This is a genomic window from Blautia coccoides, assembly GCF_034355335.1.
Lineage (GTDB): Bacteria > Bacillota > Clostridia > Lachnospirales > Lachnospiraceae > Blautia > Blautia producta.
In genome coordinates this window covers 4,951,865-4,968,822 of sequence record NZ_CP136422.1, presented here as the reverse complement: position 1 = coordinate 4,968,822, position 16,958 = coordinate 4,951,865, and the positions used below count along the sequence as shown (strand labels likewise).

Sequence of the window (16,958 nt, the reverse complement as noted above, 5' to 3'; positions counted from 1 at the left end):
CAGGAAAACAATCGGCAGATTTGAGCCATTTGGATGGTTTTTGAACAGATTAGGGCAAAAGTGTCGGGCATTTAAGAAAGGGGGCCGTCCTATGGGAAAATCAGGCGACCAGAGAACCAGGATGACAAAGCAGCTGATCAGGAAAGCGTTTATGGAACTGCTTCGCGAAAAGCCTATACAAAGTATTTCCATCAGGGAGCTGTGCGGCCTTGCTGGTATCAACAGGGGAACTTTTTATACACATTATAAAGATATTTATGACCTGCTTGAGCAGATAGAGGAGGAGATGACCAGAGAAATTGAAAAAGCCCTGGAACCGCTTCTGTCTGTGGAGAATAGGGAACTGACTCCACTGAAGATCACCACCCACATTTTCCGGTGTCTGAAGGAAAATGCGGATCTGTGTACAGTCACTCTGGGGGATTACGGGGATAAAACCTTTGCTGTGCGGCTGCTGAGTCTTGGCCGTGAAAAATGCGTGGAAGCCTACTCCCGGTTCTTTGCCATGGCGTCCCCAAAGGAGATAGAGTATTTCTATGCCTTTGCCAGTGCGGGATGTATCGGGCTTTTGGAGGAATGGCTCAGAGAGGGCATGGTGACGGGCGCGGAAGAGATTGCGGCCATGGCTGAGGATATGATGATGTATGGGGTCGGGTGTTTGAAAAAATAGAGGAATAGATTACAGAGACTGCAGAGGGGGCAGTCTCTTTTTTGTACGTATTACAATACAATTTTACAACTGTCTTGTCAGATGTAAAGGAAAGTTGTATAATGTTAAAAATCTGTAAAATCGAGGAGGAGAAACCGTGGATTCCATTTACCGGGAAATCGAGGAACTGAAGAAAGAAAAGGACGCAGTGATCCTTGCCCACTATTATGTGCCGGGCGAGGTGCAGGCATGTGCGGATTATATTGGAGATTCTTTTTATCTGAGTAAGATCGCCACAAAGCTGGAAGCCAGTACCCTGGTCTTTGCGGGGGTGACTTTCATGGGAGAGAGTGCAAAAATTCTGAACCCTGGAAAAACCGTGCTCATGCCGGATACCACAGCGGACTGTCCCATGGCTCATATGGCTGCCGCTGAGAAAATTGAGAAAATGAGAGAAGAATATGAAGACCTGGCAGTTGTCTGTTATATCAATTCCAGTGCCGCGCTGAAGACCTGCGCAGATGTATGTGTGACTTCCTCAAATGCGGTGGAGATCGTAAAAAAACTTCCAAATAAAAATATATTTTTTATTCCGGATGAAAACCTGGGCAGTTATGTAGCACAACAGGTTCCGGAGAAAAATGTGATCCTCAATGACGGTTACTGCTATGTACATAAAGAAGTAAAGAAAGAACAGGCAGAAGAAATTAAGCGTCTCCACCCAGGTGTGGAATTCTTAGTGCACCCGGAGTGTACAAAAGAAGTGCTGGAGCTTGCCGATTATATTGGGAGTACATCGGGGATCATTGACTATGCCACGAACAGCGACAAGAAGGAATTCATCATCGGAACAGAAAACGGTGTGTTGTATGAACTGCAGCAAAAGAATCCGGACAAGAAGTTTTATACGCTTCCCGGCGGACAGACCTGTGCATCTATGAAGAAAGTAACACTGGAAAAGGTGCGCGACTGTCTGAAATACAATAAAGGAGAGGTAAGCGTGGATGACAGCCTCCGCGAAAAGGCCAATGTGCCATTGAACCGGATGCTCGAGACCGCAAAGTAGTGGAACCCGCACTGCCCTTTGCATAGAGGCGGACTGCGGATGGAAAGAAGGTTTAGGAGAAAATGAAAAGAGAAAAGACAGATATCGTGATCGTGGGAACAGGAGTTGCTGGGCTTTTTGCAGCTCTTCACCTGCCGAGAGAGAAACAGGTTCTGATGCTGACAAAGGATGATCCGGAGAACAGTGATTCTTATCTGGCACAGGGCGGCATCTGCGTGCTGCACGATGAAGAGGATTATGATTTGTTTATGGAGGACACCCTGAAGGCCGGTCATTATGAAAACAGGAGAGAATCTGTGGATGTGATGATCCGTTCCTCCAGAGAGGTGATAGATGAACTGATCGCCTGTGGTGTGGACTTTAACCACAGAAACGGGGAACTTGCCTATACCAGAGAGGGTGCCCATTCCAGGCCTAGAATCCTGTTTCACAAAGATATCACGGGGAAAGAGATCACAAGCAGGCTGCTGGAAGCGGTCCAAAAACTTCCCAATGTAAAAATTTTGACACGGACAACAATGATTGATATACTGGAGGAGAATAACCGGTGTTACGGTATCGTGGCACGCCGGGAGGACGGCAGTACCTTTGGGATCACAGCCCAGGATACAATATGGGCATGCGGCGGGATTGGCGGGCTTTATGAACATTCCACAAATTTTCCTCATCTGACGGGAGACGCCCTTGCCATTGCCCTGAAACACGGCATTGAGCTGGAGCATCCCGATTACGTGCAGATTCACCCTACAACCTTATATTCCAAGAAACCGGGCCGCAGGTTCCTCATATCAGAATCCGTGCGCGGGGAAGGCGCCAAATTATACAATGCCAATATGGAGCGTTTTGCCAATGAGGTCCTTCCGCGGGACATCCTTGCAGATGCCATACACAGGCAGATGGAGATAGATCACAAACCTTATGTATGGCTGGATATGCGCCCTCTTGGGGAGGAAGAGATCATGTCTCATTTCCCCAATATTTTCGAGCGCTGTCTTGAAGAAGGGTTTGATGTGAGAAAAGAATGTATACCTGTTGTACCTGCCCAGCACTATTTTATGGGCGGGGTAAAAGTGGATCTGGACAGCAGGACCACTATGGAAAATCTCTATGCTGCAGGAGAGACAAGCTGCAACGGAGTACACGGAGCCAACCGACTGGCAAGCAATTCCCTTTTGGAGAGCCTGGTGTTCGCAAAACGGGCGGCCATGCGGATCTCAGCATGTGAAGCGCAGGAGAATGGGAAAATGTGCCGGGAAAAAGCAGCTATGCTTCTGGCAAAGGCAGAGAGGGAAGGTTTTCCGAGACAGGAAGAGCTTCAAAGAATGTATGGAGAGAGCGTTTTAAAAGAAATCGAAAGGGTGAAAAAAGCAGTATGAATCAGATCACAATGAAATTAAATGCAGACCATTTGATCATGCAGGCTCTGCAGGAAGATATAACAAGCGAGGATATCACCACCAATGCGGTGATGCGGGAGGAATGCCCCGGTGAAGTACAGCTCATCTGCAAGCAGGACGGCGTGATCGCAGGTCTTGAAGTTTTTAAAAGAGTGTTTGAACTTTTGGATGAAAAGACAGAGGTGGAATTTTACGTCAAAGACGGAGACCGGGTGGCGAATGGCCAGCTTATGGCAACCCTGCACGGAGATATCCGTGTGCTGCTCTCAGGAGAGCGGGTTGCACTGAACTATCTGCAGAGAATGAGCGGAATTGCCAGCTATACGAGACAGATCGCGGATTTGCTTGAAGGTAGTAAGACTAAGCTTCTGGATACCAGGAAGACGACACCGAATATGCGTGTTTTTGAGAAATATGCGGTAAAGGTAGGCGGCGGATATAATCACAGATATAATTTGTCCGATGGGATCTTATTAAAAGACAATCATATCGGAGCGGCAGGCAGTGTGAGGAAGGCTGTGGAAATGGCTAAGGAATACGCGCCCTTTGTGCGCAAGATAGAAGTGGAAGTGGAGAATCTTGATATGGTGAGAGAGGCTGTGGAAGCAGGGGCTGATATCATCATGCTGGATAATATGACTCCGGATATGATGAAGGAAGCCATCCGCATCATTGACGGAAGAGCCGAGACAGAGTGTTCCGGCAATGTGACCAGGGAGAACGTGGAAAGGCTTGTGTCTATAGGTGTGGATTATATATCCAGCGGGGCCTTAACTCATTCTGCACCGATCCTGGACATTTCCCTTAAAAATCTGCATCCCGTATGCCGCTAAGCTGCAGGAATAGTGGAAGGCTGAACTGTTACGAGCAGTGATACTGCATGGGTTATGAGCACCGCAAAAGGACAGCGAGAAAGGAATTAGTGAGGAATGAACGGCGAAAAACGCAGACAGGAAATTTTAGAATATATCAGGCGCAGCCCGGAACCTGTTTCCGGCACGAAGCTGGCACAGCGGTTCCAGGTCAGCCGCCAGGTGATAGTGCAGGATATTGCACTTTTGCGGGCGCAGAACCAGGATATTCTTTCCACCCATCGGGGCTATGTATTTCATGCGCCGGTGTTTGCGAGCCGTGTGTTCTATGTATGTCATAAGGACAGTGAGATACTGGAGGAACTGAATCTGATCGTGGACTGCGGAGGCAAGGTGGAGGATGTGTTCATACGCCATGAAGTTTATGGGCAGTTAAGGGCAGATTTATCTGTTGATTCCAGGAAGAAAGCCGCTGAGTTTGTAAAAGGCATTCAGGGTGGCAAATCAAGCCCTTTGAAGAACATTACGTCCGGCTATCATTATCATACAGTCCTTGCGGACAGCGAGCAGACACTGGATGAGATAGCAAAAGAGCTTTTTACACGTGGTTTTCTGGCTGAGGCGGGAACCAAGATATCGTAACCGGGAATAGCAGGAAAAGAGGCAGAGTGATATGCGGGAACAGTTGACAGAGAGTGATGTAAAGAAGATCCAGGAGGAAATCGAGTACCGGAAGCTGGTGGTCAGAAAGGAAGCCATAGAGGCTGTCAAGGAGGCCAGGGCACAGGGTGACCTGAGTGAGAATTTTGAATATTATGCGGCGAAAAAGGACAAGAACAAAAATGAAAGCCGCATCCGGTATCTGGAGAGAATGCTGAAGACCGCCGCAATTGTGAAGGATGATTCCGGAAGTGATGAGGTGGGGATCAATAATGTGGTGGAAATTTACTACGAGGATGAGGATGAGACCGAGACCTACAAACTGGTAACTTCTATCAGGGGTAACTCTATTGACAATAAGATCAGTATAGAATCTCCCCTGGGAAAAGCCGTCCGGGGACACCGGGAAGGCGATCGGGTCATGGTGAGGGTAAATGACACAGTGAGCTATCCTGTCGTGATCAAATCCATTGTAAAATCAACAGAAGATGAGGATGACCAGATCAGAAGTTTCTAAGGTCAGTTCCGATTTTTTCCAAAAGTCTGTATGATAAAAGGCAGAACTTGCGGACAGTCAGGCTATTCTGCCGGCTGCTTCCACGGTTCTGCCTTTTTTGGACACTGTGCCTTATAGGACATATAATTTCATCTTCAGGATTTTAGTCCTTTTTCTGGAACAAGAAATGCATTATAATGTAAACTATACAGAGAAGCGGCCTATATGTATCTGAAAAGGCTGACAACGGCGAAAGTGAGGAAAGATAAAGTATGCATCAGGCAGAAGAAAAGTTATTCAGGTGTTTGGAGAGTGTGAAAAAGAGGACTGATTTTAAACCGGAGACAGCCCTTGTTCTGGGTTCCGGTCTGGGCGATTACGCAGATGGTATTCAGATCGTGGATACCGTGGATTATAAGGACATTGAGGGATTTCCCACTTCTACTGTGGAGGGACATAAGGGAAGATTTGTCTTTGGTTATGTGGGCAAGGTGCCTGTAGTGATCATGCAGGGGCGGGTTCATTATTATGAAGGATATCCTATGACAGATGTGGTGCTTCCAATAAGGCTTATGGGACTTTTGGGGGCGAAAAAGCTCATACTCACCAATGCGGCAGGGGGAGTGAATTTTGATTTTGATCCGGGAGATTTTATGTTGATCCGGGATCATATTACCACAGCGGTTCCGAGTCCTTTGATTGGTCCCAACATGGATAAACTGGGGCCGAGATTCCCAGATATGAGTGAGGTCTATAGTGTCAGGATGCGGAATGTGGTGAAGGATGCCGCTAAGAAGCTGGGAATTTCTCTGAAAGAGGGAGTTTATATGCAGTTTAGCGGGCCGAATTACGAGACGCCTGCTGAAATCCGGATGTGCAGAGTGTGGGGCGCTGATGCGGCAGGGATGAGTACAGCGTGTGAGGCTATGGCCGCACGCCACATGGGACTGGAAGTCTGTGGGATTTCCTGTATTACCAATCAGGCTGCGGGGATGGGCAAGAAGCTGGACCATAAGGAAGTGCAGGAGACGGCTGACAAAGTTTCCCGTGAGTTTTCGGAGCTTGTGACAGAGGTTATTGCCGGGGTTTGATCTTAGTGAATGGCGGCGGACGGCGGCAATGCGGCAGGACAGTTGAAGTTCCTGCCTGCTTTGCCGGGCACCCGCCGGGCTGTCAGGGAAGGATTTTGGGGAGAGTCAGAGTGGTTTGTGTGCCTTTTGGGGTGCTGGTTATTTGGATTCCGTAGGCGGGGCCATAGTGGAGGCGGATGCGTTGGCAGCAGTTTTGAAGCCCGTAGCCGGCTGTGGGGACCAGAGTCTGGGAGGCCAATAGGTGATTCAGTTCTGTCAGGCGGTCCGGAGGGATTCCGGGGCCGTTGTCTTTTAATGTTATCTTGAGCAATTCTGTATATTCCACGGTTATTGTAATGGAGAGAGGCACAGGTGATGAAATGAAATCTCCGTGTATGATGGAGTTTTCTACTATGGGCTGCAGTGTGAACTTGGGAATTCCGAAGGCGGAAACCCGGTCGCTGCAGCTTATTTGCCATGTGATCTTTCCGTCGTAGCCTGCCTGCTCAATCTGTAGATAGGCTTCTATCATACGAAGCTCCTGATCTATGGTGATAATGTCTTTTCCTTTGCTCAGGGAGATGCGGTAAAATTGTGACAGGGATTGGATGAGACGGCAGGCGGTCTCTTTTTTATCCATGAGCATACATATGCGTATGGTATCCAGGGAGTTATATAGAAAGTGAGGGTTTATCTGCTCCTGGAGTATGGTGAACTTTGATTTTTCAATTTCCAGCTCGTGCTGCCTTATAGCGGTATTGAGCTGGGTATTTTTTTTGAATAGATTACTAAAGGTTGTAATGATGGAATCAATTTCATCACCGGTGGTGCTGTCTTTAACAAGGGTGTCCAGGATTGCTCCTGCAGCGCTGGAGGATGCCAGATCTTCGTCAGGAATATTGTTGATGGTGTTTGAAAAGTATTTTATGCGTTTGGAAAGGGTGATGGGAAATATGATCACCGCAATGATGCATAAAAGTACAGTCAGTGAAAACACCAGCAGATATCCTGTAAGGAGAGCCTGATTCACTATTTTGGAACTGCCTTTTGAGGATTCAAACAGATAATACCAGTCTGTATAGCTGCTCTTCTTTAATATCCGGAAACGGGAATTTTCAGAAGAGAAGACTTTATTTGTCTCATAGGAATCAGGAGGATCAGGGAGCAGCAGATCCTGTGTGCTGCTGTATAGCAGACCGGATTTGGAATCCAGAAGGCTGAGGGCTGTGGTATCTGTGGTGGGGGAGAGGATACTTTTCATGGTGTTGGGCAAATCGATGTCTATGAAGTAAACTGCAATAACGGTTCCGCTGATATTCTTGATGGCCTTATAGAAACTGGCTGTACTGCCGGTGGATGTGCCGGCAGAGGAGAATGCCTTCAGTCGGTTGACGCCGGAGGATTCGGATGCAATCTGTCTAAGGACAGGGGAGTCCAGGTCAGTGAGAGGGAAAAAATGGAAGCTGTCGCCATTCGTAAAGGGAAAATAATCGGAGTATATTCTTATCTTTTTTACATTATAAACGTACTCCAAACTAGTGACATTGGCACGCAGGGATTCAAAACGTGACAGTGCCAGGGAGGAGATATCTTTTGAGGCATTGTCAGGAGTTAGGGAGGAGGAGAACAGAGAGGAGAGTGCATTCTGCATATCAATGATCTGGCCAAGACGCGCCTCTATCTGCTGTGCCTCCAGGCTGGCATCTGAGAGAAGCTGATTTATAGTTTCTTTTCTAAGATAGCTGTTGATGATAAACATCGCTATGGTGATAGAGAGGAGCAGGGGGATCATGGATGTCAAAATAAAAGCAGCCGTGAGCTTGGAACGAAAGGTAGAAAAATGTTTATTGATCAACTCTTTGAATTTATTCATAATGTCCTCCGGTTATTTCTGTATTGGAAATATTATAGCAAAAATTATGGGGAATAAAAACGATTTATGGAAAAAGGGATATGATATATTAAAAAATAGATAATAAATTGTATGATTTTCATAAATATATGTGATATCTTAATATTAGCTGAACAAGCGGTACTATTTACAGATTCTTTTGCGCAGGAGATTCTAAAAGCAGAAAAAGGAGTATGGTATGAAGAAAAGAAATTGGAGAAAAAAGATGACAGCAGGGACTGCTGTACTTATGACGGGGACTATGCTTTTATCCGGATGTACTTCCGCAGAAGAAGATGCCGGTGCAGGCGGACAGGAGTCAAAGCAGGAGGAGACGACCCAGGATACAGAGATAACTGTCTACACTTCAGCGATCAATGATGATGCGTATGGCCAGGAATTTAAGAAAATGGTGGAGGAGAATCTGGATTTTAAAGTCAACTTTGAGGCAGAACCTCTGCTGTACGCAGATACGGTAAATAAAGCTACTACAATGCTGGCGTCCGGTGATGACTCTGTGGATGTGTATTATATTGATGAAATTATGCAGTTATCATTTATGAGTGCTGATTTTTTGGAACCAATAGATGATGTGATAACTGAAGAGGATCTAAACGAGTTCATGGATGGGTATGCTGACAAGTTCTTAAAGAAAGATGGTCATGTGTACGGCGTACCTGCTGACTTCGGAGGTATTCTTTTCTTTGTGAATAAGAAGATGTTTGATGAGGCCAAAATTGCCGTGCCAACCAATCAGGAAGAATTTATTGAAGCCGCAAAGGCCCTGACAAAGGATGGTAAGTATGGATTGCTGGAGGCGTGGGATAAGGCTTCACACCTCCAGGATAATCTGAACCGCTGGTGTCTCATGTTTGGAGGGAATTTCTATGACTGGACACTGGATGGGACAAAGGAAGCCATTAAATTTATGTATGATCTGGTGCACACCTATGGTGTTACCAGCATTGATAATCTGAGTGTGGACTATGAAACGGGAAACCAGAAGTTTACGGACGGAAACGCAGCCATGTATTTTCAGTGGGCGTCTGCCTCATCCTCCTTTGCGGAAGCAGGAAAATATGGAGATGAAATTATCTGTGCGCCAATGCCTGCATTTACCACCAACAAGACACCAATGAGTTCATGGATGTGGGTGGTAAATAAAAATTCTTCCAAGAAAGAGGCTGCCAAAGAATACGTGAAATTTATGGCATCACCAGAGGCACAGGCTGCTTATATGAAGGCAACCGGAAAATTCTCTCCTACAGCCAATTTAAGTGTATGGGATGATGCGGAATTGACAAAAGGGCTTCTGACTGTGGAAGAACATAAGTCATATGTACAGGACAACGCTTTTGAGGCCAGGACTTTAAGTGAAAGACACAGTGAGTATATGGATACAGTGACGGGAACTCTTCAGGAGTATCTCATGGATGAGATCAGCTATGAGGAATGCCTGGAAAAGGGACAACAGCAGATTGACGAACTTCTGGGCAAAAATTAAGCCAGACGGGAGGCTGCAGTATCTGCGGCCTCCATTAAAAAATACTTGGAAGAGGGGAATGCAATGTTGAAGAAACTGACGCTGACGAAGCGGAAAATTATATTTGCATGGATCTGTATTCTTCCGGTTCTGTTGATCCGGGCATGGACCACCATATATCCTGTTCTGACTATGTTTTATTATAGTCTGCTGGATTATGATTTGATAAGGAGAACGAAAAAGTTTGCAGGCCTGCTGAATTTTAAAAAACTTACCACGAATAAACAGTTTTTGGAGTCCCTGTCTTTCACCGCGGTTTTTACAGTGGTATCTATGATCGCGATCGTTGTATTGGGAATTGGCCTTGCTCTTTTACTGAAACAGAACTTTGGGGGAAGAAAGCTGATAAGGACCATAGCGTTGATCCCATGGGGGCTTTCCATGATCGTTGTGTCCATAGCAGCACTTTGGGCTTTTGATAATACTTATGGGATTGTAAATGATTTAATAAGAAGGATTGGGTTTGCGGGATACCATTTTAACTGGTTGTCTGATAAAGCAGAGGCACAGGTTTCGGTTATTCTGGTAAATATATGGAAGAATGTATCTTTCTTCGGGATTATTATGCTGGCGGCTTTTCAGGGGATTCCTGGGGAATTGTTTGAGTCAGCTAAGATTGACGGGGCAAATGACTGGAAGATTTTAATTCACGTATCACTGCCATATGTAATGAGAACATTTATTATCATGATAATATTCATCGGTGTTTCACAGATCAACAGCTTTGAGATCGTTTATGCTATGACAAAAGGAGGACCTGGGACCTCCACTTCCCTTTTGGCATACAGGCTTTATATGGAAGCTACAAAGAATATGAACTATGGAATGGCATCAGCCATCACAGTGGTCATGTTTTTGGCCACAGCAGTTTATGGTGTTATTGGACTGTCGTTTTACAGAAAAGTGGACTATTAAGGGGGGATGGGTATGAAAATGTCCAGAAAAAAGAAAGCCTTGTTATGGATTTTGACATTTGCAGTGGGATTTATTATCATGTGGCCGGTCTACTGGATCATAAAATCCTCTTTTACTCAACAGGTGGATTTATTTAAGTCACCTATAGAATACAGGCCGATCCATCTCACACTTGACAATTACAGGCAGCTGTTCCAGGCGGCCGGACTGACAGAATATTTGAAAGGAACTGTTATCATTACAGCGGTCTCCCTGATCTTATCTGTTTTCCTCTGCGCTTTAGCCGGTTATGGTTTCGCCAGGTGCCAGACAAAGGGGTTGAATGCAGCATTTGCCTTTATCATGTTCTCCACAATGATACCGGGTACAGTGACGGTCATTCCCCTTATGACCTTGTGGCGCCATTTGGGACTCAGCGATACCTTTGCGGGATTGGTGATTTTATATTTTTCCATCTTGATCCCGTTTTCAACCATCATGTATTCCGGTTTTATCAGCCAGATCCCCTCCTCACTGGAGGAGGCTGCCAGAATTGACGGGGCAACTATGGCGGGGGCATTTGTACGGATCATCCTTCCTCTGCTGAAACCGATCATGGCAACCTTATGTATCATCAATTTTATTACCTGTCTGAATGAATTTTTTACACCCCTTATGTTTACCACTAAAAATGTGAAGGTGATGAGTCTTTTGATGTCCTCCATTCCTAAGATGAACCAATACCAGATGCCATGGGGGGCGATCAGTGCGGCCGGATGTATGATGCTGCTTCCTGCAATTTTGTTTATTGTCTGCTTTGAGAAGAATATTATGGGCGGTCTGATGATGGGGAGTATAAAGCAGTAAAGGATGATGAGTCATGATAAATGTAATGGTGATCGAAGACCGTATTTTAACATTGAATGCGCTGAAAACACAGGTACGGTGGGAGGAATACGGGCTGAATCCCGTGGGATTCTTCTCAGGCTGTCAGGAAGCAATGAAAAATTTGGATGGATTAAATCCAGACGTGATAATATCAGATATTGTTATGCCCGGAATGGATGGGCTTAGTTTTTGCGAGTATATTAACGGGCTGGGCCGCAATATTAAAATTATCATCATTAGTGCCTACAGTAAATTTGAATATGCCAAAAAAGGGATACAGTTGGGAGTATACGACTTTTTGGAGAAGCCTGTGGATTATGAATTCCTTAGTCAGCGTATTTTGCAGGCCGGCAAAGAAAAGCACCATGAGGAGCAGGTACAGCATGTATATGAGAACAATCACGGCATTTACCGGGAAACCTTTTTTCAAAAGCTGTTAAAAGACAGCAAAGAGAGCTGCAAACTGGACAGAGTGGAACTGGAAGAAATTCTGGAGTCAGATTTGCGCAAAATGCAGTTTAACTGCATTATGGTGGCTGTGGAGACAGGAAAGAACGATGTCACAGGAGAAGAAATCTGTTCAGAAATCTGTGGGAATCTGTCTCAATATTATCAGACACAGGAATTCTGGGGACCGTTTTTTATGGAAACGGATGTATACTGCATTGTGTTTGGAGAAAAAGAAAATTTCTTTATGAGTACATTGATACATCTGTTGAAAAAATATATACGTGATCTGGCAGAGAAAAGGCCGGGAGTGTATATCAATATGGGGATCGGATACTGGGTGGATGATATCAGAAAGCTGCAGTACGCTGCAGATACTGCTGTGCAAGCCCTGGAATACCGCTTTGTTCTGGGGAGAAACCAGGTGTTTCACATCCATGATTATGCGGATAAAGACTTATCTGATTACACACGTTTTGATTACTTTGAAAAAAAGCTTGCGGACTGTCTCACAAGCGGTGATTTCGGCGGTATTGACAAAGTCTGCGCAGAGATACGGAATTATATGGAGAACCATGGTATCAAGAGGTCATATCTGCTTTTCTTTGTCACTACCTTTTTGAGCACACAGGTGTGCGGAATGCTCCCCGATGAGAGAGTAAAGGATTTAATAAGTCTGCAGAAACTCAATGCCATGGTCTATGCCTCAGATATATTGGAGTATTTTGAGAAAATTTTGATCACCTTATGCCGGGAGATAAGGAATTATACGGCAAAAGATACCACGCAGACGGTTTCAAAGATCAAACGGTATATTGAAGAGAATTACAGAGAGGAGGACTTGAGTCTGGGTCAGATCGCAAAGGTTTTTCATATGAGTCCTAATTATATCTGCCGTATTTTTAAGGAACAGGCAGGGAGCACATTGGTTAATTATATAAGCAGTCTCAGGATTCTTCAGGCAAAAAAGCTTTTGGTGGAGACTGATAAAAAAATAGGGGAAATCAGCAGTGAACTGGGGTATTCCAGTCAGTATTATTTTAGTATGGGATTTAAAAAGGCAACCGGATATTCTCCAAAGGAATACCGGAAAATACAGGAATAAAGGAGAATGATCATGAGTGGTAAAAAAATAAAGGTGGGAATCGTAGGCCTTGTATTTGGCGGGGCTTTTCCGACTATCTACAGAGACCATCCGGATGTGGAAGAGGTGGTCATTTGCGATAAAAATGAGGAACTGCTGAACAGCTTTTCCAGAAAGTTTGGATTTACCAGATGCTGCAGGGATTATCAGGAGCTGCTGGACAGTGATGTGGATGCGGTACATATACTCACCAACATTCATACCCACGCAGATCTGGCCGTTCAGGCATTGAATGCGGGAAAGCACTGTGCAGTAACGGTACCCATGGCAACAACATTGGATGAGATCAGGGCGGTCATTGAGGCAAAAAAGAAGAGCGGAAAGAACTATATGATGATGGAGACCAGTGTTTATACATATCAGTGTCTGTATGTTAAGTCTCTGATCGATCAGGGGAAGCTGGGGAAAATCCAATATCTGAGAGGGACTCATTTTCAGGATATGGAGGGCTGGCCTGATTACTGGAAGGGTCTTCCGCCACTGCATTATGCAACCCACGCCATATCCCCGCTTCTGTTTTTGAGCGGACAGCGGGCTTCCAGGGTACATTGTTTTGGAAGCGGGACAATGCGGGAGGAATTGGTTCGGAATTATGGAAATCCATATCCTGTGGAGACGGCAGTCTTCCGGTTGGAGGATGGGAGGACCTCTGCGGATGTTACCCGTTCCCTTTTTGAGACTGCCCATGAGTATGTGGAGGGATTCAGCGTCTTTGGAGATAAAATGTCTTTTGAGTGGAATTTTGAAAACGACGCTCCCTATGTATATACCTTTGAGGAGGGTATGACAGAGACAAATATTGGAAACAGAGGCAGAGTTATCAGCAGGCAGGAGGTACATTGTCCAAACAGAGAGGAGATTCTGCCCGAGGCGATTCGGAAGTACACAACAGAATTCGCCATATTGGATCCCGATAATCCTGACATGTATATGAAGCAGGGCGGCGGACATCACGGGTCCCATCCACACCTGGTAAATGAATTTGTCAGCAGCATAATAGAGGAGAGGGAGCCGATGATCGATGTGTATACGGCGGCTGACTGGACTGCCGCGGGAATCTGCGGACATGAGTCAGCAATGAAAAACGGAGAGGAGGTTGTGATTCCGGAGTTTAGATAAGAGGAGTGATATGGTATACAGCAGCACAGAGCGTGTGAGGAGGCACAGCAGCCAGGACAGTTTTTAAAATATGACATACATTGTCATGTTTTATATGCTATACTGTCTATTGTCAAAGCATAATGTATCATTTACAGGGGATCCGAGAAAGGGAAGCAATATGGATATCATTACAATAACCAAGGAAAATCTGGAGAAAGAGCATATCTGCTGTGCCATATCCAACAATAAGGATTGTCAGGTGTCCGCTAAGAAGGCATGGATTTCCCAGCAGTTAGACGCTGGGCTGATGTTTAAAAAATGCGATGTGAGGGGGAAATGCTTTATAGAATATATTCCGGCCCATGAGGCGTGGGTTCCCATTTCGGCAGAGGATTATATGCACATCAACTGCCTGTGGGTTTCCGGGAAATTCAAAGGGCAGGGATATTCAAATCTCCTTTTGGAGGAGTGTATCAAGGACAGTAAGGCTAAGGGGAAAAAGGGTCTGACAGTTCTTTCATCTGCTAAAAAAAGGCCTTATCTCTCAGACCCGGGCTTTTTCAGACACAAAGGTTTTCTTAAGGCAGATTCGGCAATGCCTTTTTACGAGCTGTTATATCTGCCCTTTGAAGAAGGGACTGAAAAACCACAATTCAGGGAACAGGCCAAAGCACCGCAGCTAGAGCAGCAGGGATTTGTCCTCTATTATAGTCATCAGTGTCCGTTTACAGCAAAATACGTTCCTCTCATAGAAAAAATGGCCCGGGACAGAGGAGTACCTTTTAAAACCATACGTTTTGAATCAAAAGAACAGGCACAAAATGCCCCGGCTCCATTTACCACTTACAGCCTCTTTTATAATGGGACTTTTTTCACAAATGAAATCCTGTCAGAATCAAAATTTGAAAAGATCCTATCAGAACAAAATCTATAACACAATGCTGCAAGCCGCTGTCAGATAATCTGCCGGCGGCTTTTCCGAGCCTTTTTGTGAGAAATTTTACACAGATTTTACAAAACCTCTTTAAAAGATTTTACATACCTCCCCTACAATAAGGTTAGAATAAAAGGTAATAAGTTTGCCTTGCTACAAAAGGAAAAGGAGAAAAAGTATGGATTTCTTTAGTATTTTGAGCTTAATCGGCGGTCTGGCTTTGTTTTTATATGGAATGAATGTCATGGGTGACGGTCTGGCCAAGGTATCAGGCGGCAAGATGGAGAGGATTCTGGAGACTCTGACCTCAAATCCCCTCAAGGCCGTGGGTCTGGGCGCTGCGGTAACCGCGGTCATTCAGTCATCATCAGCGACAACCGTAATGGTAGTGGGGTTTGTCAATTCAGGCATTATGAAACTCTCACAGGCAGTGGGCGTTATCATGGGTGCCAATATCGGTACAACAATTACATCCTGGATTCTGAGTCTTTCCGGGATTGAAAGTGATAATTTCTTCATACAACTTTTTAAACCCTCCACATTTTCGCCTGTTTTGGCTATCGTGGGTGTTGCTTTTCTTATGTTTGCCAAAAGTGAAAAGAAAAAAGACATCGGCATGATATTTATCGGATTTGCTGTGCTCATGTTTGGTATGGAGAGTATGAGCGGGGCAGTGAAGCCTCTGGCGGATGTGCCGGAATTTACAGGGATCCTGACACAGTTTTCCAACCCGATCCTGGGCATGATCGCAGGTACGATCCTGACGGCAGTGATCCAGAGTTCTTCTGCGTCAGTGGGTATTCTGCAGGCACTCTGTGTGACCGGTGCGGTCAGCTTTGATGTGGCCATCCCCATCATTATGGGCCAGAATATAGGTACCTGTGTGACTGCGCTTCTCTCGGCCGTGGGAGCCAACAAAAATGCAAAACGTGCCGCCATGGTGCATTTGTATTTTAATGTTATCGGCACGGTTATCTTTATGGTACTTTTCTATACACTGAATTCCTTCATCCACTTTGGATTTATGGGACATGCGGCAAACGCGGCGGGTATCGCAGTTGTGCATACAACCTTTAATGTATTTGCAACCCTGTTTCTTCTTCCGTTCTCCAGAGTGTTGGAGAAGCTGGCAACGCTCACGATCCGGGACAAAGAGGAGGCAAAGCCGGCTGTGCAGGATGTACAGACGCAGCTTCTGGATGTGCGTTTCCTTGACAAACCGGCATTTGCTATGGAGCAGAGCCGTCACGTAGTCGACAATATGGCTAGAGAGGCACAGGATTCCCTGCGCACAGCGCTGTCACTCATTGACAGATATGATGATAAAATGGCGGAAGAGGTGATGACTCTGGAGGACCATGTGGACCGCTATGAGGATGCGCTGGGAACATATCTGGTTAAATTGAGTCAGAAAGATTTAAATCAGAAGGACAGCCATGATCTCTCTATTATGCTTCACTGTATCGGGGATTTTGAACGTATTTCGGACCATGCGGTAAATATTATGCAGTCAGCAAAAGAAATGAATGCAAAAAATATGAAATTCTCTGATAAAGCACTGCAGGAACTGCATGTGATCGCAAAAGCGGTAGAGGACATTTTTGACTCCGCCTACAAGGTATTTGCTGGGCAGGATCAGGAGATGGCAAAAAGCGTGGAACCGCTTGAACAGGTCATTGATGAATTGAATATGGAGCTGAAGAGCCGCCATATACGCAGACTGAGGGAAGGAAAGTGTACCATAGAACAGGGATTTGTCTTATCAGACATTACCACAAGCCTGGAGAGGATTGCGGACCACTGCTCAAACATTGCAGTCTGTATCACCCAGGTGCCTGAGGATGCTTTTGATACTCACAGTTATCTGGAACATATGAAGCGTGAAGATAACTCAGAGTTCCAGAGAGTCATGGAAGAGTCCCGCAGCCGTTACCAGCTCCCGTAAATTTTTTCTTGTGCGCTCCCT

The 16,958-nt window shown here is 45.4% G+C and carries 15 protein-coding genes; 14 read left to right on the top strand and 1 reads right to left on the bottom strand.

The annotated features are described in order from the left end of the window. Window positions 1-91 precede the first annotated feature (91 nt). From BLCOC_RS22355 to BLCOC_RS22325, 7 genes are all read left to right on the top strand, one after another. Complete coding sequence (locus tag BLCOC_RS22355; RefSeq protein ID WP_029467925.1) at window positions 92-670, top strand: TetR/AcrR family transcriptional regulator; 579 nt, start codon at window positions 92-94, stop codon at window positions 668-670. 136 nt (window positions 671-806) lie between these two features. Then, window positions 807-1,715: a quinolinate synthase NadA gene (nadA, locus tag BLCOC_RS22350; protein ID WP_018595646.1), complete on the top strand. Its 909-nt coding sequence runs from the start codon at window positions 807-809 to the stop codon at window positions 1,713-1,715. Between the two features lie 62 nt (window positions 1,716-1,777). Next, window positions 1,778-3,091, top strand: a complete 1,314-nt coding sequence (locus BLCOC_RS22345) for an L-aspartate oxidase (RefSeq protein ID WP_115623394.1) — start codon at window positions 1,778-1,780, stop codon at window positions 3,089-3,091. Next, entirely contained in the window at window positions 3,088-3,945 is an 858-nt protein-coding gene (gene nadC / locus BLCOC_RS22340) for a carboxylating nicotinate-nucleotide diphosphorylase (RefSeq protein WP_115623393.1), read from the top strand. Before BLCOC_RS22345 ends, nadC begins: the two co-directional genes overlap by 4 nt. Window positions 3,946-4,041: 96 nt before the next feature. Further along, window positions 4,042-4,566: a transcription repressor NadR gene (locus tag BLCOC_RS22335; RefSeq protein WP_018595643.1), complete on the top strand. Its 525-nt coding sequence runs from the start codon at window positions 4,042-4,044 to the stop codon at window positions 4,564-4,566. Window positions 4,567-4,597: 31 nt separating this feature from the next. After that, entirely contained in the window at window positions 4,598-5,101 is a 504-nt protein-coding gene (locus BLCOC_RS22330; protein WP_115623392.1) for a GreA/GreB family elongation factor, read from the top strand. Between the two features lie 251 nt (window positions 5,102-5,352). Further along, the gene (locus BLCOC_RS22325) at window positions 5,353-6,171 is read left to right on the top strand and encodes a purine-nucleoside phosphorylase (protein ID WP_018595641.1); all 819 of its coding nucleotides are present in this window, start codon (window positions 5,353-5,355) and stop codon (window positions 6,169-6,171) included. 82 nt (window positions 6,172-6,253) lie between these two features. Here the strand turns inward: BLCOC_RS22325 and BLCOC_RS22320 are convergent, their stop codons facing one another. Then, window positions 6,254-8,023, bottom strand: a complete 1,770-nt coding sequence (locus BLCOC_RS22320) for a sensor histidine kinase (protein WP_115623391.1) — start codon at window positions 8,021-8,023, stop codon at window positions 6,254-6,256. 217 nt (window positions 8,024-8,240) lie between these two features. Between BLCOC_RS22320 and BLCOC_RS22315 the strand changes: the two genes are divergently transcribed. The 7 genes from BLCOC_RS22315 to BLCOC_RS22285 all read left to right on the top strand — a co-directional run bounded on the left by BLCOC_RS22315 (window position 8,241) and on the right by BLCOC_RS22285 (window position 16,937). Further along, entirely contained in the window at window positions 8,241-9,545 is a 1,305-nt protein-coding gene (locus BLCOC_RS22315) for an ABC transporter substrate-binding protein (RefSeq protein ID WP_115623390.1), read from the top strand. Between the two features lie 63 nt (window positions 9,546-9,608). Beyond that, the gene (locus BLCOC_RS22310) at window positions 9,609-10,499 is read left to right on the top strand and encodes a carbohydrate ABC transporter permease (protein WP_115623389.1); all 891 of its coding nucleotides are present in this window, start codon (window positions 9,609-9,611) and stop codon (window positions 10,497-10,499) included. Between the two features lie 12 nt (window positions 10,500-10,511). Then, window positions 10,512-11,345: a carbohydrate ABC transporter permease gene (locus BLCOC_RS22305; RefSeq protein WP_165907168.1), complete on the top strand. Its 834-nt coding sequence runs from the start codon at window positions 10,512-10,514 to the stop codon at window positions 11,343-11,345. Window positions 11,346-11,358: 13 nt separating this feature from the next. Then, window positions 11,359-12,918 (top strand): response regulator transcription factor, encoded by a 1,560-nt coding sequence (locus tag BLCOC_RS22300; protein WP_029467930.1) that lies wholly within the window; start codon window positions 11,359-11,361, stop codon window positions 12,916-12,918. A 12-nt stretch (window positions 12,919-12,930) separates the two neighbouring features. Then, a complete protein-coding gene (locus tag BLCOC_RS22295; protein ID WP_115623387.1) occupies window positions 12,931-14,076 on the top strand; it encodes a Gfo/Idh/MocA family protein in 1,146 nt (381 codons plus the stop codon). A gap of 160 nt (window positions 14,077-14,236) precedes the next feature. Beyond that, window positions 14,237-14,992: an N-acetyltransferase gene (locus BLCOC_RS22290; protein ID WP_115625470.1), complete on the top strand. Its 756-nt coding sequence runs from the start codon at window positions 14,237-14,239 to the stop codon at window positions 14,990-14,992. Between the two features lie 178 nt (window positions 14,993-15,170). Then, window positions 15,171-16,937 (top strand): Na/Pi cotransporter family protein, encoded by a 1,767-nt coding sequence (locus tag BLCOC_RS22285; protein ID WP_029467932.1) that lies wholly within the window; start codon window positions 15,171-15,173, stop codon window positions 16,935-16,937. The last annotated feature ends 21 nt before the right edge of the window (window positions 16,938-16,958 follow it).